Source organism: Paenibacillus oleatilyticus (genome assembly GCF_018998565.1).
In the GTDB taxonomy this organism is placed as follows: domain Bacteria; phylum Bacillota; class Bacilli; order Paenibacillales; family NBRC-103111; genus Paenibacillus_G; species Paenibacillus_G oleatilyticus.
Map to the genome: position 1 here is coordinate 31,213 of NZ_JAHNZO010000023.1, position 18,282 is coordinate 49,494.

General features: G+C 56.7%; 16 protein-coding genes and 1 other annotated feature (1 of these 17 only partly in view). Of the genes, 1 reads left to right on the plus strand and 15 read right to left on the minus strand.

Annotation, left to right across the window (positions count from 1 at the left end; genetic code table 11):
• Positions 1 to 130 (minus strand) — a binding site (T-box leader) (it extends 123 nt beyond the left edge of the window).
• 119 nt (positions 131 to 249) lie between these two features.
• From KQX66_RS25125 to KQX66_RS25135, 3 genes are all read right to left on the minus strand, one after another.
• On the minus strand, positions 250 to 1,557 hold the full coding sequence (locus tag KQX66_RS25125; RefSeq protein ID WP_216795542.1) for a LysM peptidoglycan-binding domain-containing protein: 1,308 nt from the start codon (positions 1,555 to 1,557) through the stop codon (positions 250 to 252).
• A gap of 151 nt (positions 1,558 to 1,708) precedes the next feature.
• A complete protein-coding gene (locus tag KQX66_RS25130) occupies positions 1,709 to 2,581 on the minus strand; it encodes an RluA family pseudouridine synthase (protein WP_216795543.1) in 873 nt (290 codons plus the stop codon).
• Positions 2,578 to 2,745, minus strand: a complete 168-nt coding sequence (locus tag KQX66_RS25135; protein WP_216795544.1) for a hypothetical protein — start codon at positions 2,743 to 2,745, stop codon at positions 2,578 to 2,580. The genes KQX66_RS25130 and KQX66_RS25135 overlap by 4 nt, the downstream gene beginning before the upstream one ends.
• A 270-nt stretch (positions 2,746 to 3,015) precedes the next feature.
• On the opposite strand from KQX66_RS25135, the gene KQX66_RS25140 reads away from it, so the two are divergent.
• Positions 3,016 to 4,686: a phosphodiester glycosidase family protein gene (locus tag KQX66_RS25140; protein WP_216795545.1), complete on the plus strand. Its 1,671-nt coding sequence runs from the start codon at positions 3,016 to 3,018 to the stop codon at positions 4,684 to 4,686.
• 89 nt (positions 4,687 to 4,775) lie between these two features.
• Here the strand turns inward: KQX66_RS25140 and hemL are convergent, their stop codons facing one another.
• The 12 genes from hemL to speD form a co-directional block, all read right to left on the minus strand.
• Positions 4,776 to 6,077, minus strand: coding sequence for a glutamate-1-semialdehyde 2,1-aminomutase (hemL, locus tag KQX66_RS25145; protein ID WP_216795546.1), 1,302 nt, complete (start codon positions 6,075 to 6,077; stop codon positions 4,776 to 4,778).
• 16 nt (positions 6,078 to 6,093) lie between these two features.
• Positions 6,094 to 7,539, minus strand: coding sequence for a protoporphyrinogen oxidase (hemG, locus tag KQX66_RS25150; protein WP_216795547.1), 1,446 nt, complete (start codon positions 7,537 to 7,539; stop codon positions 6,094 to 6,096).
• A 4-nt stretch (positions 7,540 to 7,543) separates the two neighbouring features.
• Entirely contained in the window at positions 7,544 to 8,488 is a 945-nt protein-coding gene (hemH, locus tag KQX66_RS25155) for a ferrochelatase (protein ID WP_216795548.1), read from the minus strand.
• Between the two features lies 1 nt (position 8,489).
• On the minus strand, positions 8,490 to 9,563 hold the full coding sequence (gene hemE, locus KQX66_RS25160; RefSeq protein WP_216795549.1) for a uroporphyrinogen decarboxylase: 1,074 nt from the start codon (positions 9,561 to 9,563) through the stop codon (positions 8,490 to 8,492).
• Between the two features lie 195 nt (positions 9,564 to 9,758).
• The gene (gene hemB / locus KQX66_RS25165; protein WP_216795550.1) at positions 9,759 to 10,751 is read right to left on the minus strand and encodes a porphobilinogen synthase; all 993 of its coding nucleotides are present in this window, start codon (positions 10,749 to 10,751) and stop codon (positions 9,759 to 9,761) included.
• Positions 10,752 to 10,754: 3 nt separating this feature from the next.
• On the minus strand, positions 10,755 to 12,290 hold the full coding sequence (gene cobA, locus KQX66_RS25170) for a uroporphyrinogen-III C-methyltransferase (RefSeq protein WP_216795551.1): 1,536 nt from the start codon (positions 12,288 to 12,290) through the stop codon (positions 10,755 to 10,757).
• A 13-nt stretch (positions 12,291 to 12,303) separates the two neighbouring features.
• A complete protein-coding gene (hemC, locus tag KQX66_RS25175; protein WP_216795552.1) occupies positions 12,304 to 13,239 on the minus strand; it encodes a hydroxymethylbilane synthase in 936 nt (311 codons plus the stop codon).
• 70 nt (positions 13,240 to 13,309) lie between these two features.
• Positions 13,310 to 14,071 carry a precorrin-2 dehydrogenase/sirohydrochlorin ferrochelatase family protein gene (locus KQX66_RS25180; RefSeq protein ID WP_216795553.1) on the minus strand — a complete coding sequence of 254 codons (762 nt, stop codon included), beginning with the start codon at positions 14,069 to 14,071 and terminating at the stop codon, positions 13,310 to 13,312.
• Positions 14,072 to 14,085: 14 nt separating this feature from the next.
• On the minus strand, positions 14,086 to 14,910 hold the full coding sequence (ccsA, locus tag KQX66_RS25185; RefSeq protein ID WP_036690635.1) for a cytochrome c biogenesis protein CcsA: 825 nt from the start codon (positions 14,908 to 14,910) through the stop codon (positions 14,086 to 14,088).
• A gap of 15 nt (positions 14,911 to 14,925) precedes the next feature.
• Complete coding sequence (gene hemA / locus KQX66_RS25190; protein ID WP_216795635.1) at positions 14,926 to 16,329, minus strand: glutamyl-tRNA reductase; 1,404 nt, start codon at positions 16,327 to 16,329, stop codon at positions 14,926 to 14,928.
• 707 nt (positions 16,330 to 17,036) lie between these two features.
• Positions 17,037 to 17,567, minus strand: coding sequence for an S-adenosylmethionine decarboxylase (locus KQX66_RS25195; RefSeq protein WP_216795554.1), 531 nt, complete (start codon positions 17,565 to 17,567; stop codon positions 17,037 to 17,039).
• A gap of 129 nt (positions 17,568 to 17,696) precedes the next feature.
• A complete protein-coding gene (gene speD, locus KQX66_RS25200) occupies positions 17,697 to 18,098 on the minus strand; it encodes an adenosylmethionine decarboxylase (RefSeq protein WP_010494003.1) in 402 nt (133 codons plus the stop codon).
• Positions 18,099 to 18,282 lie beyond the last annotated feature (184 nt).

Sequence of the window (18,282 nt, forward strand, 5' to 3'; positions counted from 1 at the left end):
TAGAGCTTCCGCTTTCAATTCGACAACTCCGGGGCGACTTCGACAGGTACGTCCTGCGGAACCTTCCAGCTCTTGCCGGCTCCGCTCTCTGAAGGGTTCGCTGTCTACTATTCCCTTTCCGCGTTTTTGCTTGCATCTATGCGTACTATGATAAACAATAGTCAGGACAGAGTCAATACAAGTATAACCAAAAAACCCCCCGGTCAAGCCTGTTTTGGCTCGACTGAGGGAATTTTTGTAAAAACGGCTTCATTTCGGGATATACACAATCTGCCCTACGGATACGTCGTTATCTCCGAGACGGTTGTAAAGCGCGATTTCGCGAGGGTTCAGATCATAGCGCTTAGCGATGGATTCCAGCGTCTCTTCCTTTTGCACGATGCACAGCCGGAGCCTTTTGAATCCCTGCTCTTCGCCTTTGGAAGTGAGCAGCAGGTTTTTCCATTCCACCTTCCCCGCCACGGACTCCGATTCTTCCCCAATCGCGTCTTCCGGATCGCGCTTTTCCTTTTGGGAAGAGCCGGTGTTAAACAAGTTGGACAGTCCGAACGATTTGTAAAGCGGTGCGGGTGCCGTAGGGGGCTCGGGCGTTTTTTTGCTACCGACGCCTACCTTCAGATCTTTATCCATCGTTGCGGTCGGGTTAAGCTCACCGAAGGATTGGGCGGTCGGGGCTTCTTTCGTTTTTTGCGCTTCCTGCGCCTTTAAAGTCTCCGGACCTTTCGTCGGTTCCTGAACAGACAGCGGGGCTGGAGTTACATTCGACAAAGGCTGCGGTATATTCTGCTGCGCCTCTTGCTGCACGATCGGCGTAGGCTGCGGGATGTTCTGCTGAGCCTCTTGGTGCACATTCGGCGCTGGCTGCGGCACATTCTGCTGGGCCGCCTGAAACACATTCGGCGCTGGCTGCGGCACATTTTGCTGAGCCGCCTGAAACACATTCGGCGCTGGCTGAGGTACGCTCTGCGTCTGCGGCCCCACAGGCAGCTTGCTCGTCGGTTCCACCCTCTCGCCTCGCAGCTCCCAAGAATCCGTTTCAGCCGGAGCTTGGTCCGCCGAATCGAAAAAGCCGGAAACGTCCCCGAATGCCTCATCCGTCGCCTCTGCAAGAGGAACCGGATGCGGGTCGCGGGCTTCGTGAACGAACACCACTTCGTTTTCCGTTTCCCGCCAAGCCTCCTGGGCCGCATCCGACACGAGCTCCAGACCGGCGAGCGACAGTACTCCCGTAATGTTCAAGCTGCGGGATGATAGCAGATCGACGTCAAAATTTTCGATTTCGACCGCGATATCCTCCATCCGCTGAACCCGGTTCATCGGCAGCGTAATCTCTACCGGGATCAGATGCTCCAACGTCTGATCGCTGCGGCCCAGCTCATCGATAAAGGTCCCGGTCAAAAACAGATTGCCGCGAAGCAGGGCTTGGTCCCCTTGCGGAATGACCTGAATATGGGGAACAAGCTCCACTCCTTCCAAGTCTTGAATGCCGATCGCCCCTTCGGACAAATGCACACGCTCGTAAATGTCGAAGCGTAATCCGTTATGCTGCGTCGTCAATGTAAATCCTCCCTCCGTAATTCCTGCCTTTTCCACAGAATCCCGCATCGGCTCCGGCGAGTTCGAAATTCTGATATAACCATAAAAAGATAGATGGCCCTATGCCTTCGTCTCTACAATTTATATGGCTTCAGGGGAAGGAGCATGACTACTATTTTTTCAATCGCTCATTCAGCCCAGCAAAGTCCGGGGGCCACGGGGACTGCACCTCGATGCTTTCGCCGCTCCACGGATGGGGAAACGTCAATCGCTCGCCGTGCAGCGCCTGTCTCTCCATGCCCTCTCTTCGTCCGCCATACAGCGTGTCGCCGATCAACGGATGGCCCAGATGGCTTAGATGAACGCGGATTTGATGCGTCCGTCCGGTTTCGAGCCGGAGCCGCACAAGCGTCGCGGAACGATAACACTCCACGACCTCGTAATGGGTAACGGCCCGCTCGCCTCCGGGAGAGACGCGCCGGCGAGTCGCGTGATGCCGGTCCCTGCCGATCGGCGCATCCACACGGCCCCGGTTCGGAGAGAGACGCCCGTGCACCAGGGCCACATAGGTCCGCTCGACCTTTTTCTCCCGCATCGCTGCGTCCAATCGGACCTGCGCCCATGGACACTTGGCCATCAGCACCGGTCCGGTCGTATCTTCGTCAAGCCGGTGAATGTGCCGGGGCCGGCACGACTGTCCTGTCGATTCCAGATGCCAGCCGACCGCATGAAGCAGCGTTCCGCCCTCCGACTCCCCGGTCGGATGCACCTTCATCCCGGCCGGTTTATCCGCCACGAGGCAAAAGTCGTCTTCGAACAATACTTCTATCCCCGTCCATTCCGGCATATATTGCAGCGATTCCTCGGGGAACAGCCGCAGCAAAATGCGGCGTCCCTGAATTTCGACGCCCGAGGCGTTCCAAAGCTTCTTCAGCGTCCGCTCGTCGATCGCATCCAGCAGAAACGCCTTCACTTCCTCGAAAGTCGAAGGCTCGGTGTTCGCCGTCCATTCCAGCCACTGGCCTTTGCGGCGCCATGCGGTCATGGCAGCCGCCTCTTGGATTGCCCCGCTACGGATGCCGCCCGTTTCTTCTGGCTTGCCCATTGCAGCCATGCCGTCAGAACGATTCCTGCAAACAAAATGAAAAACACGCCCGCCACAACGATTAATTCGAGCGTGGTACCGAATAGGCTGTACCGATTTAACATGAGCGCTTCCTCCAATGTATAGCTTATGGTCATTCTATCAATCCTTCACGGCGAACGCAAAGCGGTTACAATGCCAATTCCGCCGGATCTTACAATCTAGCGAAAGTTGTTAAATCTTCTTTTCATATGATAGAATAGCATAGGAAAAAAGTAAAAAAATTCGACACGAAATGCCTTAATTTACGCATGGGAGAGGTTAAAACATTGAGCAGGGCTCTGCAAGCGATACGACATTGGAGTAGTTGGAAAAAGGCGCTTTTTTATTTCACGGTGTTGACTTTTTTAACGTCCAGCTTTTTATTCCTGACCCCGCCGGGAGGCCAGATCAGGGAGTGGCTCGCGGAAACGGTCATTACGACGCAGCACCGGAGCTGGGCATGGATTTTCGTCGGCGCGGAGCAGCGCGATTTGATGGTCAAACGGTTGCAGGACTTCAACGAGGAAGCCGCACGTGAAAAGCAGGACAGCAGCTTGATCAAAATTCGCAATCATCAGGGCAAAGCCCGTTCGATCGATGAACTGATTAAGGTCGAAGATATATCAGGAAAATTTTGGCAAGGCAAAAAGATGTACGTCTATGATCCGAAGACGATTCGTGTCATGACGCCTCCCAAGTCCGGAGAAGGCGAGAGAATCACCTCGATGGTCAAGCGTACAGGAGCCGTGGCTGGCGTCAATGGCGGCGGTTTCGACGATCCGGAAGGTCTCGGGAACGGATTTGCGGCGTTCGGCGCCATTATCTCCGGCGGCGAGGTCATTTATACGGATCAGGACGGCAGCATTCCGCAGCACATCGTCGGCTTTACGAAGGAAGGGATTCTCGTCGTCGGCAAATACAATATTTTCGAGCTGCGCGAGATGGGCATCTCGGACGCCGTCTCGTTCCACCCGCGTCTGATCGCCAACGGCAAGCCGCTGATCACAAGCGGCGACGGCGGCTGGGGCCGCGGACCGCGAACGGCTGTCGGGCAAAAAGCGGACGGCACCGTTATATTCATCGTTATCGACGGACGGCAGGCGCACAGCGTAGGGGCGACGCTCAAGGAAGTACAGGACCTTCTGCTGGAAGAAGGCTGCGTCAATGCAGGCAACCTGGACGGAGGCGCTTCGTCCGAGCTCGTGGTCGACGGAGAGCTGCTTACCAAGCCATCGAGCCGTTACGGCGAGCGCAGATTGCCTAACGCGTTCCTGGTTTACGACGATCCGACGTCGGTTAAAGCGGACCGCGTCTGGGACGGTATCGACAAAATCGATGCAGGCGGTTCGTACGATCACCCCGACTTCCTGCGCGAGCAGGCCGAAAAGCGGGCCAAGCAGCAGCAAAACCCGACACCGGCTACCAAGACGGATACGGACAAGACGAAGACAGATACCGATAAGACAAAGACGAAAACCGATACAAAACCGGAAACGAACAAGCCGGCTACAAATAAACCGGATATGAACGAAACGGGCAAGACGGGTACGGAGAAAGGCGAGAGTGCGAAGCCCGGCGGCAATGCAACCAAAGAGCCGGGTACCGAAAAACCTAGTGTTCCCGGCGCGGGAAATAATTCCGGTTCGGGTACGGGAACGGCAGATCACGGCAAGCCGGACGGCGGCCAGGGCAATACGCCGCCAACGGGTACGGGCAGCGGGTCGGTAACGCCGAACGGCGGCACTTCCGGCCAAGGCGGAACCGGAAGCGGGGCTGCAGGCTCCGGTTCTTCCCAAGGCAGCGGTACGGCAGGAGGAGGAGGGAACGGTTCTACGGGAACCGCTCCGAACTCCTCCGCCGGAGCCCCGGCTCCAGGAACCGGAAGCGGCACACCAGCCAAGACGACCGAGAAATCGACCGAGACGACTACATCGTCCTCAACGCCGACGCCACCTCCTCAGCAAAATCAAACGCCTAACCAACCGGCCTCGGGTACGGCTGTACCGCCGGCCAAAACACCATGATCGTTTACATACATCTGTAGCAACATAACACAAACAAACGGACGGCACGTTCCTCTCCTTCGGGAGTGGACGTGCCGTCCGTTTTTACATTATAGCTGCTTGAGCGCTTGGTAATGTGCCTCGATCGTCGCCTCGATATCGTCGTCGGAGTGCGCCGCCGAAACGAACATGCCTTCGAACTGGGAAGGCGGAATGCTGACGCCGTAGTCGAGCAGCAAGCCAAAATACCGGTTGAACTTGTTCAAATCCGATTGTTTGGCGGTTTCGTAATTGGTTACCTGCTGGTCGGTAAAGAACGGGCAAACCATGGAGCCGATGCGATTGATCGTCATCGGAACGCCCAGCTCCCGGGCATTTTGGAGCATTCCTGCTTCCAGCCGGGCGGACTTGCGCTCCAGCTCTTCATATACGCCGGGCGCTCCCAGCAGCTTAAGCGTCGCATATCCTGCAGCCATTGCCAGCGGGTTCCCGGATAACGTTCCAGCCTGATAAATCGGGCCTGACGGAGCAATTCGCTCCATGATCTCCCGTTTGCCTCCGTATGCCCCAACCGGCAGCCCCCCGCCGATAACTTTACCCAGACAGGTAAGATCCGGCGTAATGCCAAATCGCCCTTGCGCACTGTTCAAGCCTACGCGGAAGCCGGTCATGACCTCGTCAAAGATCAGCAGACTGCCGTAGGAAGACGTGATCTCCCGCAATCCTTCCAAGAAACCCGGAAGCGGCGGCACGACGCCCATATTTCCGGCGACCGGCTCCACAATAACGGCGGCGATGTCTTCGCCGAAATGTTCAAAAGCCGTCCGTACCGAATCCAGATCGTTGTACGGCACCGTAATCGTGTTGACCGCTACGCTTTCGGGTACGCCGGGGCTGTCCGGCAATCCAAGAGTGGCAACCCCGGACCCCGCTTTGATCAGCAGCGAGTCCGCATGGCCGTGGTAGCAGCCTTCGAACTTCAGAATTTTACTTCTTCCCGTATAACCGCGGGCAAGTCTGAGAGCGCTCATCGTCGCTTCCGTCCCGGAGCTGACCATCCGCACGAGCTCGATGGAAGGCATTCTTTCGATAACGAGCCTCGCCATCTCGGTTTCCAGCTCCGTCGGCGCGCCGAAGCTCGTACCGAGCTCCGCGGTCCGTTTGATCGCTTCGACGACCTCCGGGTGGGCATGTCCCATAATGAGCGGGCCCCACGAGCCGATGTAATCGATAAATTCGTTGCCGTCGATATCGAAGACGTGCGAGCCGCTCCCTTTCTGCATATACAGGGGAGTCAGTCCAACCGATTTAAACGCGCGAACCGGACTGTTTACCCCGCCCGGAATCACTTGCTTCGCTTCCTCGAACGCCTGCGCCGAACGCGCATCGGAACGTTTTCGCTGATCGTTCATCCATTCCACTCCTAACCTATTTTGAGGATAACTGCAGCCGCTCCGTCATTTCCTTGGCCGCTTCCTTGCCTTGACGAATACAGTCCGGCAGCCCGACGCCATGAAACGCGCCTCCGGTAATCAGCACGCCCGGCATTTTGTCCGCCAAATGCTGCCGTACCCCGCGAATAAGGTCCAGGTGACCTACCGGATACTGAGGCATGGACTGCATCAGCTTCGTCATTTCCGTAAACAAAGGCTCTGCCGTAATCCCCATAACTTCCTTCAAATCGCGCCGTACCGCGCGGATGATCTCATCCTCCGACATATGCTGCCAACGTTCGTCGCCGGAACGCCCGATATAGCAGCGCATCAGCACTTTGCCGCTTGGAGCGGTGTGCAGCCATTTTTTGGACGTCCACGTACACGCGGTAATGAAACGCCCTTCCCGTCTCGGGACGAGGAAACCCGAACCGTCGAGCTCTCGCCCAAGCTCTTTCTCGTCAAAAGCGAGAATCACGTTGGCAACCGACACGTACTCGATCCGGTCCAGCTCTTTGACCTCAGGGACCGACGAGCCGAGCAGCTTGGAGATGCCGTGAGCCGGGAGCGCCACGATAACCCCGTCCGCTTCCTCGACCGAACCGTCTTCTCGGATCACGCGGTACCCGTCGTCGGCCCGCTCGATCCCGGCCACTCCGCACTGCTTGACGAACCGCACGTTGTCGAGCGCATCGATCAAGCCGTGAACGATCGTTTCAAGCCCTTCCTTATAGGAAAGAAACATCGTATTGCGCGCCACCTCGGGAAGCGTACGGCTTTCTTCGCCGCCTGTCTTGCGGTTCTTCATCATGCCGAGGATCAAGCTGCGATGCTTCTGCTCAATCGCATGAAATTGCGGGAAGGTCGCCCGCAAGCTCAAATTGTACGTATTGCCGGCATAAATGCCCGCCAGCAGCGGCTCGGCGATCTGACCAAGCACTTCCACACCTAGCCGGCGCTCCAGGAAATGCCCCAGCGATTCGTCCTCGGGCGACGTCCGTTTCGGCAGCACCAGATCCATGGCCGCCCTGAGCTTGCCTCCCAATGACAGCAGTCCCGTGCGCATGAACGGCCCCATCTGGGTCGGTATGCCGAGCATCAGGCCGGGAGGCATCCGGTGCAGCTTGCCGCCGGACAAAATATACGTTTTCCGGGAATCCGGATTCATGCCGGTCAATTGATCCTCTAAGCCTAATTCGCGAGTCAGCTCGACCATCGGAAGCTTGCGGGCCAGAAACGAATCCGGCCCCTTCTCAATGACGAACCCGTCGCGCTTCAGCGTTTGAATTTTGCCGCCGAACGATTCGCCCTTTTCCATGATGGTTATCTTCAAGGGCGTCCCGGACTGCTCGGCGCTTTGTTTTAAATAAAAAGCGGCGCTCAAGCCCGTAATCCCGCCGCCAACGATAACCACATGTTTCGGACTTCGGTTCTCCTCCATCGTCTCAATCCCTCTCGGTCTGCGCGTAAACGACGTCGCTTAACGTTTCCATATAAAGCGGATCGGTATTGAGCGAGCGGGTGCGTTCCAGCCGCAGTCCAAGCTCCCGTGCCGTCTTCTGCGCTTCAATATCGAGATCGTACAGCACTTCCAGATGATCGGATACAAACCCGATCGGACAAATCAGCACATGCTCCGCCTGCTTCTCTGTTTTCACAGTGTGCAGGACGTCGAGAATATCGGGCCCAAGCCAAGGCACGCCGGTCTGTCCGGCACTCTGCCATCCAAATTGCCAATGGGTAATGCCGCATCGCTCGGCTATCGCTTTGGACGTTTCCAATAGCTGATCAGGGTACGGGTCTTTCATTTCTAGAATTTTTTCAGGCAGGCTGTGCGCCGTAAAAATCACTTTGACCGCGTCTTTCGCCACACCCTCGAACCTGTTCAAGCCTTCCTCCACCCGCTGCACAAGCGCTTCGATCAGCGCCGGATGAAGATGATAGCTCTTCACAAAACGCATCGAAAGCCCAAGCGAATCCGCCTTCTCTTGGGCGCGCTTGATGTAGCCGCCTACGCTCATGACCGAATAATGCGGTGCCAGGACGACCCCAACGGCTTCCGTTATCCCATCCTGCACCATCCGCTCCACGCCGTCCTCAATGAACGGGGACGCGTGCTTCAGTCCTTGATAGCATACGAACGTCGTATCCTGGTATTTCTCGTTCAGCCGGGCTTCCAGCGCTTGCACCTGCTTATCTGTATTTTCCCGAAGCGGGAAAAAGCCTCCCACAATCGCTTCGTAGCGATCGGTCAAATCTTTGAGCTGCTCCGGGGTCGGAGGATTTCCGCGACGAATATGCGTATAATAAGCTTCCACTTGATCGAGGCTTTCCGGCGTTCCGTAAGACATGACCAAAACACCGATCCGTTTTTGCTGCGTAACGCTCATGCTATACACCGCTTTCCTGTTTCGTCCAGCCTTGCGCTTTCAGAGCTTGACGAGAATAGTCGTGAATGAAATCCGTCAGTTCTTTCAGCTTCTCCAGCGACGCTTCCGGGAACAGTCCGTGACCCAGATTGAAAATATAGCCCGGTTCCTGGATGCCCTCGTCGATAATCGCCTTGGCTTGCGCCTGAATGACGGACATCGGAGCGGTCAATACGTACGGATCGAGATTGCCCTGCACCGCATAGAACGAGCCCACTCTTCTGCGGCCCTCCGAGATCGACACACGCCAATCGAGACCGATGACATCGGCGTCAATGCCTTGCAGATAAGGCAGCAATTCACCTGAGCTGACGCCCGGGAAATAAATTTTCGGCTGCTCCAGATGCTTCAGTTCCGCAAAAATACGGCGGATCGTCGGCAGAACGTACGTTTTGAAATCAACCGGGGACAACGCGCCGACCCAGCTGTCGAAAAGCTGCACCGCTTTCGCCCCAGCGGCAATCTGCGCTTTCAGATAAGCGATCACCATATCGCCAAGCTTATCCATCAGCTTGAACCATACCTCCGGCTCGCCGTACATTAAGCCTTTCGTGCGGATATAGCTTTTGGACGGCCTGCCTTCGATCAGGTAGCTTGCGATCGTAAACGGCGCGCCGGCGAACGTAATTAGCGGCACCTTCAGCTCGGCCGCCAAAATCTCTATCGTCCGCAAAATATGCGGCAAATCCTGCTCCACTTGGATCGGCTTCAGCTTGTTCACGTCCGCCGCCGAGCGGATCGGGTTGTCGATGACCGGACCGACATTTTTGACGATATCAAAATCGATGCCGATGGAAGCGACCGGATTCATAATGTCCGAATATAAAATCGCCGCATCCACACCCAGCTTTTTGACCGGCATCAAGGTGACCTCGGCCGCCAGCTCCGGCTGCTTGCAAATTTCCAGCAAACTGTATTTCTCTTTAATTTTCCGGTATTCGGGGTCGTAACGGCCGGCTTGACGCATATACCATACGGGCAGCGTTTCGACAGGCTGTTTGCGACAGGCGCGAATAAACGTATCGTTATAACTCATTGGTGCATCCTCTTTTCCGTAAACTCCCATAGTCTACTTCCCATTATGCCCTATTTGAAACGAGGTAACAACGTGTGTCAGGCTACAGTTTCCGACAAAAGTTTGACAGTGCCGCTATGCAAAAGACCGCTCCGTTCCGGGAGAAACGCCGGATAGCGGAACGGTCTTCATTTTCATCGCGTAGCGTGGTGGCGGTTAGTTCCGGAGCCAGCGAGCGATATCTTTGGCAAAATAAGTAATGATCATGTCGGCGCCGGCCCGCTTAAATCCGGTCATCGTCTCCATAACGATCGATTTCTCGTCGACCCATCCCTGCATGGCGGCAGCTTTCACCAAGGAGTATTCCCCGCTCACATTATAGACCACGAGCGGCAGATTGAAATTGTCGCGGAGCGCGCGAACGACGTCCATATACGCCAGAGCCGGCTTGACCATCAGCATGTCCGCGCCTTCGGCTACGTCGGATTCCGCTTCGCGCAGCGCTTCCCGGACGTTGGCCGGGTCCATTTGGTACGTTTTGCGGTCGCCGAACTGCGGCGTGGAATGTGCCGCTTCGCGGAACGGACCGTAGAACGACGACGCGTACTTCACGGAGTACGACATGATCGGCACCTGCTCGTAGCCGGCTTCGTCAAGTCCTTGACGGATCGCGTAGACGAAGCCGTCCATCATGTTCGACGGCGCGATAATGTCGGCGCCGGCTTCTGCCTGTGAAACCGCCGTTTTGACCAACAGGTCCAGCGACGCATCGTTCAGCACCTCGGCGCGGCCTTTCGCCTCGTCGTAATGAACGACGCCGCAGTGGCCGTGGTCCATAAACTGGCACAGGCAAGTATCGGCAACAATGAGCAGCTCCGGAGCCCATGTTTTGATCAAGCGCGACGCTTGTTGAACGATGCCGTTTGGATCGTAAGCCGAGCTGGCATGTGCGTCTTTCTCGTGCGGAACACCGAAGAGCACAATGGCCGGCAAGCCCAGCCCGACGATTTCGCGGATTTCCTCTTCCAGCCGGTCGAGCGAGAAGTGGTAGACGCCCGGCATCGAGCTGATTTCTTCTTTAATATTCGTTCCGTGCGTCACAAATATCGGATAGAGCAAGTCGTCCAGCGTAACGGTATGCTCTCGTACCATATTCCGAAGCGCAGCCGAGCTGCGCAATCGCCGATTTCGAACAAGTGGAAAACTCATGGTTTATTCCTCCTTCTCGTATAAACACTGAACCAGGGAAGCAACGGTCGCTTCCTTGGCCAAATAATCGACCTGAAGTCCCGCTTCCTGCGCGGTAGCCGCCGTTCTCGGACCGATACAAGCGATCTTGCACCCTTGCAGCAGCTTGAGCGGCTCCGTCTCGCCAAGCTCCTGCAGAGCTCGCAGCAGATTCGTAACCGTCGAGGAACTGGTAAAAGTAACGATGTGCAGCATGTTTTGCTTCAGCAGCTCGATAATCTCGGAGCCGCCCTCGGTGTCCAGCACCGTTTCGTAGATATCGATTTTGGTTACGTTCAAGCCGCGCTCCCGCAATTGTTCGGGCAAGTACGCTCTAGCGATATCCGCCGTCGCAAGCAGCACGTTCTGCCCCGGACGCAGCTCGGGGGCGATGGCGTCGAGCAAAGCGTCCCCGTCGAATTCCGAAGGGACGACCTCTGCCAGCAATCCGTACTGCGCTAAAGCAGCCGCCGTTTTCGGACCGACCGCCGCCAAGCGGGCATTTCCCAGCGCCCGAATGTCAAGCCGCAGCTCCCGCAGCCGCTCCATAAAAAATTCGACGCCGTTCGCACTCGTGAACAGGACCCAATCGTATGTGGAAAGGCGGTTAAGCGCCTCGTCCCGTTCTGCCTGCGCTTCCGGACGGGAAGGTGGGCGGGTGCGGATCACCGGGAATTCCACGGCTTCCCCGCCAAGCTCGTCGATTTGCGAGGACAGCTCGCTCGCTTGACTGCGCGCGCGGGTAACCAGAATACGCCGGCCGAACAACGGCTTGGTTTCGAACCAGGCCAGCTTGTCACGCAGCTTGACCACTTCGCCGACAATGGTGACGGCCGGGGATTGGAAGCCTGCCGCTTTTACCTTGTCGGCAATATCCGTTAACGTCCCCGTTAACGTCTCCTGCTCCATCCAAGTGCCCCACCGGATGAGGGCGACCGGCGTTTGCGGCGACTTCCCGCCGCGGATCAGCTCCGTGCAGATCTGCTCCAGATTGGCGACACCCATCAAAAAGATCAACGTGCCGGAGGCTTGCGCCAGGTTATCCCAATTCACTTGGGAGTACGTTTTATTCTTATATTCATGACCGGTTACGATCGAAAAGGAAGACGTAAAATCACGGTGCGTCACCGGGATGCCTGCATAAGCAGGAACGGCGATCGCGGACGTGATACCCGGCACGATCTCGAAGCGGATTCCGTGCTCCGCGAGCAGCTCCGCTTCTTCGCCTACGCGCCCGAATACGCTCGGATCTCCGCCCTTGAGCCGGGTCACCGTTTTTCCTTGCAGCGCCAAATCGACGAGCAGGCGGCTGATCTCTTCCTGCTTCATCATATGTTTATCCGGCAGTTTGCCGACAAAAATTTTCTCCGCCCCGGCTTTCATATGTTTGAGCAGACGGGGACTGGCCAGCCGGTCATAGACAATTACGTCGGCCCGCTGAATCGCTTCTAAGCCTCGCAGCGTAATCAGCTTCGGATCTCCCGGTCCGGCACCGACAAGATAAACGACACCCTTGTTCACAACCGCTTCTCCCCTATTCTTCAGCTAATGCAAGCAGTTCGGCAGCGCCTTTCGCGATCAGCGCTTCCGCCAACCGCAGTCCCAATTGCTGCGGATCGTCTCCGGTCATCGTCTCTTTCAGCACCTGCTTGCCGTCCGGCGATCCGACCATACCGGTCAGTACAATCGACGGGCCGTTTCCTTCCGTCAAATGCGCGTGAGCGCCGATCGGCACTTGGCAGCCGCCGTTCAAACGGCCCAGGAAGCTGCGCTCCGCGGCAACGGCAACCGCCGTCGGTTCGTGCTTGTACTTGGACAACAGGTCGAGCACGAACTCGTTATCGCCGCGGCATTCGATGCATAAGGCGCCTTGTCCGACCGCTGGCAGGCACAGCTCCGGCGGCAGGTAAGCGCTGATGCGGTCCTGCCAACCGATCCGGTGCAGTCCGGCGGCGGCGAGCAGGATCGCATCGAAGCCTTCCGTTTCCAGCTTGCGCAGCCGCGAGTCGATGTTGCCGCGGATCGACTCGATCTGCAAGTCGGGGCGGTAATGCTGCAACTGGGAAGCCCGGCGCAGGCTGCTTGTCCCGACCTTGGCGCCCTGAGGCAGGTCATCGAGCCCGCGGCCGTCCCGCGTGATCAAGCAGTCGCGCGGGTCTTCCCGCAGAGGAACGGCGCCGACCACAAGTCCCTCGGGCAGCTCGAAGGGCATATCCTTCATGCTGTGTACCGCGAGATCGATTTCTCCGTCAAGCAGTGCCTGCTCGATTTCTTTCACGAACAGGCCTTTGCCGCCGACTTTCGAAAGCGTAACGTCCAAAATGCGGTCACCCTTGGTGACGATTTTTTTCAGCTCGAATTCGGCTTCGATGCCGTGCTGCTTGCAAAGCTCGCGCAGGTGATCGATCACCTGTCCGGTTTGCGTCAAAGCAAGCGCGCTTTGCCTTGTGCCTACTACGATGGTACGCATGCGTGAAATCAACCCCTTATCTTCTCCCCTGTAAAGCCGGAAGTGCTGTATTCTCTATGTACCACTGTACTCATTCATATCCCAATTGCCGCGTATCTACACGCAGCCAGTCGCCGATCGCTTCGATGCCTCCCGGCGTCGGGTCTTGCAGCACCCTGCGCGCCAGCTCGGCGCGCAGCTCCGCCGGATCGGCCCGGCCGCTTCGCAGCAGCGGCAGCAGCTCCCACTCCAGCATGCCGCGGAACAGCTCCTGCCGTCGACCCGTTTCCGGGACGGCCTGCTGTACGATGCCGCGCAGCTCGTGGAGCATTTCTACGTACGGCGCATACTCTTCGCCGAACGCTTCCTCCAGCCTGCGGCGCAGCGCCGCGGCCAGGCCGGGGCTGGCGCCTGCGGTGGACACCGCAAGCGTCAACCGTCCCCGCCGGACCGCGGCAGGGACGAGAAAACCGCCGCCGGCCCCGTCGTCGGCCGCGTTCGCGAACTTGCCGAGCGCCTCGGCCTCGGCACAGACTTGCGCGTTCACCGACGCATCGTCGGTGGCCGCGAACACCAGCCGCGCCTCGGCCAGCGCGGGCAGCCCGGGCGCGTACCGCTCGCGCAGCGCGCGCAACGCGCCCGAGGCCGCCCACGCTTCCAGCTGCGGCGTAAAAACGGGGCTCACGACGGTGACGTGTGCCCCCGCCTCCAGGAGCGTGCGTGCCTTGCGCTCCGCCACACGGCCTCCGCCGATAACGGCGCATGGCCGCCCTTCAAGATCGAGCATAGCGGGATAGTAGGATTTGACGCCGGGGGACGGCCCCGGGAGCCTTCCTTCGCCAGCTTTCGTCATGTCCTACGCCCCCTTCAGGACCATTGGTGGAAGTTCGAATATTGGTTAGCCAACAAAAAGTTAAGCAGCGTAATGACGAACGCGGCCAAATTCCACAACGCCAGCCGGTTGCCTGCCGCTTTCATCACCAGCCGTTGAAACAAATAAAAAATATAAGCCAACAGTACGAACCAGGAATTCAGCACCTTCGGATCGAAAAACAGCATCAAATCACCTTCAAGCGCGATCCAGACGATCCCGAGCGACAGCGTAAGCAGCAGAAGCGGCGCTCCGATAACTACGGAAACAAACGCGTAACGGTCCGTATTCTCCAAACTCGGCAGCCGCAGCATTTGCTGCGACCACTGCTTCTCCTTCAGCTTGCGGTGCAGGAACAAGTACATGCCGGAAAAAATGGCGGATACGACGAATGCGACATAGCCGGAAATCGCGAACGTAATATGAATGAACAGCAGCTCATCGTTAATGTTCCAATGCGCCAAGGTTGGCGCCAGCCCCGGCCGGCTGAAAACGTTAAGCGCAAACGTCGCGAATCCGAACACGTTAACCAAAAACACAAACAGCTCGATCCGGAAAAACCGGTTCACGATCAGCGAGACGGTCACAAGCAGCCAAGATAAAATAAAAAGCGTTTCGAACATGGAAAACGCCGACAGCTTGCCGTGCGTGACCAAGCTGTAGATTAAGTAGGCGGTTTGCAGCACCCATACAAAAGAAAGCAACCCTGTCCCCATCCGCTTTGCACTTCGGTTCGGACCGACAAAGTCCGAGAAGTAAAACAGGAGGCTCAGGGCATAAATATATAAAATGACATCGTACAACCAGGTTTGAGTGACCATGCTGTTCCTTTCCGGTCAAGCTTTGGCCAGAACGTCAAGCGCTTCGGCAGGCGCCGCGGCCCGCACTTTGGATAGCAGTTCTTCCTTGATCCGATCCTGCGCCGCCTCCGCCTCCTGCTTCCGTACCGCCTGCTCCACCCGTTTTTGCTCAGCCAAAGGCTCTTCCAAAGCAAAAATTTTCGTGAACATGTCCAGCGCGTCATCCCCGTGACGCTCGGCAGCCATTTCTTTAATGCGGACAATGGGATCGCGCAGCATCTGATTGACGATGCTTTTCGTTAATTTGCGAATGACCTTTAATTCGTGTTCGTCCAAATCCGGCAGCTTCTTCATCAAGCTGTCCATCGTTTCCTCGTGAATCGTGGCCGCTTTGGTCTGCAGCGCTTGAATAACCGGGCTGACGCCCAGCGTTTTCGTCCACTGGTCGAAAGCAACCATTTCCTCACGAATCATTTTCTCAATCTGCACCGCGGCTTTACGCCTCTCTTCCAAATGAGAATTCACGAGCGATTGAAGATTGTCAATATCGTATAAAAAGACGTTCGGCATCTCGCCAAGCCGCGGATCGAGGTCTCTCGGAACCGCGATATCGATCATGAACAGCGGTCGCGAACGGCGCCGCTGCAAAATACAGGATACCTGCTCGGCCGTCAGCACGTAACCGGCGGCGCCGGTAGAGCTGATCACGATGTCGGCTTCTTCCAGGTGCGCCATCAACCGGTCCATTGTGCTGGCCACGCCCCGGAACTTGTCCGCCAGCTCTTGCGCCCGGCTGAGCGTCCGGTTCACGACGGTCACTTTGTCGGCTCCGTTCGCATACAGGTGCTTGACGGTTAGCTCGCTCATTTTACCCGCGCCGATAATCAGCACTTTCTTATGCGCGTAGCTGCCGAAAATTCGCTTGCCCAGCTCGACGGCCGCATAGCTGACAGACACCGGATTTTCCCCGATGCCGGTCTCGAAATGGGCCCGTTTGGCCATCGTTACGGCTTGCTTGAACAACGTGTTGAACAAAACACCGGTCGTCTTCTCGCGCTGAGCCAGCAGGAACGCGTCCCGAACCTGCCCCAAAATTTGCGTCTCGCCGATGACCATGGAATCGAGGCCGCTGGTTACGCGGAATAAATGCTCGATCGCCTTCTCGTTCTCGTAAACGTACAAATGCTCCTGAAACTCGCCGCGCGGCACGCCGAACCATTTCTCAATGAAGCCCCGCAAATAATGGGCACAGGGCTGGCGGTCGACCGCCACGTACAATTCCGTCCGGTTGCAGGTGCCCACGACGACGCACTCCATGACGCTCTTCGTTTCCTTGAGCTCCTTCAGCGCCAGCGGCAAATCCCCTTCGGCGAATGTAAATTTTTCTCTGATGGACACCGGTGCTGTGCGATAATTTAAACCCGCCACGACGATATGCATCTGGTTCACCTGCCTCCTCCTCGTAAAGTCAATTTATTATATCACACGATGCGGAACAAGTCCGAGTTTTTGCGACAATAATTTTGAAAGTTTTATTACAGGAAGGAGTTTCCATCCCCCTAAATCCCCCTTCGTAAGGGGGACCCCAGGGGGCTTGCCCCCTGGACCCCCGAGCTTCGATGCGCAGTTGGTGGAGTGAGCGCTTTTCCTCCTTGTGTTAACCGCCCCTCTCTCCCTATGGAGAGGGGGCCGGTTAACGCAAGGATACGCTTAACGGCGTGCGGGAACGGGTAAAGAACGTGGGAGGCACAGAGACGCGCATGAGAGCTGCTGTGGTGCAGGGAGCGCGTCTGTTCAGGAGAGGCCGGCTTCCCCCAGGAAGCGGCCGTCTCCTGAACACGCTTCACTGCGATGGCTCGACTCCCACACTCTTCGGTGGGATCGAGCGGCGAACCCCATATCCCACACCGTCGCATTATGCCGAGAACATCAATATTCCCTAACTTTCCCCAACATCCTATCACGCCTGACTCAAGCAGGCTGTGATTCAAATCACGCTCACTTGCCCACATTTCAGCCAACCACCGCTCCGCTCCCCTGTCAGCAACTTCTTTCCCCCTACCTCGCCTACCATGCCGCCCTCTCACTGCCTAAGGCTGCCAATTTTAGTTTCCTCCGAAACGCGTGGGCCTATGCGATTACGGCCATTATTGCAGCAGCTTTTTGCGCAGGAGGTCGGCGATCGCTTTGTCAGATTTCATCAAACGGTCGTTCTGCGAACCGACAATGTCGGCGCCGCTCGACATCAGTTTGGAGTAAGCCTCGTACAGGTCGGCGTACAGCGTCGAAACGTCTCCCAGGGTTTGAGCCTCTTCCGCGCGCAGAGGGCGGGAGCCGCCGACCTGGAGGCGCAGCAAATATTGCATGAGCTGGGCGAGCGAATCGAGCTTCGTCAAGCTGGTGTCGCCGTAGGCAAGCGCCAGATGATCGTGCGCGAATGAAGCCGAGTAAACGGCTTGACGAAGCGTGCTGAGCGCCTCGGTATCCTTGAGCTTGCCGGTTTCCTGCAAGTAGCTGCCGAGCAGCTCCATTTGAAAGAGGGATACTTGATACAGCAGCTTCTCCGCTTTTTCGGGCGGTGCCTTATGGCCGATCAGCTCTGCGATTTGCAGAACGGGCCAGATGATCAGCACGGCTACGATCAGGTACATGAACAGCTTTTTTCTGAATCTTTTCAACCCGGGTCCCCCTCCTCTGCCTGCGGCGGACGGACGCCGCAGGAACCAAGCTCTCTTTGAGAGTGTATGGGCCCGGAGCAAAAGAAATAACCACGGAATCATCCGTGGTTATCGTATATGCGCTTGTAATTATTTTACCAATTCAGCTTGCTTCAATGCCGGTGTTTCCACTTGCAGTTCACCCATACCGCGAACCAGTTTCTTCGCATGAGATACTTCCGGCTTCAGCACGGACAGCATGTGCTCGATCGCGAGTTGAGGGTCTACCGTCTCACCGCAAGTATAGCAGTCAAGGGCAGCAAATCCTCTCTCAGGATACGTATGAATGGAGAGATGACTTTCCGACAACATGACCAGAACGGTTGCCCCTTGGGGCTCAAATTGTTTGGATTGTACCGACAAAACGGTTGCTCCGCATACCTCAGCAGCTTCTACCATTTGCGCTTGTAACCATTCAGCATTGTTGAGAAGCTCAAAATCTACTCCCCAAGTGTCTACAGCTACGTGTCTTCCGAAAGTTGAATATTCCATCTTCCGGTTCCCCCTTCCTAGGAATAAAATGTTTTGAAAATTTCATCCGCTAGGACCTACGTCATTCACTTCCCGAGGGAATAATCTCTCGCAACATTACATGTCCTGAGTGAATCCTGGTTCCTATTTTGTTTTCAACGAAGATAAAAATAACATCTATTGAACAGAAATGCAACCCTTTTTT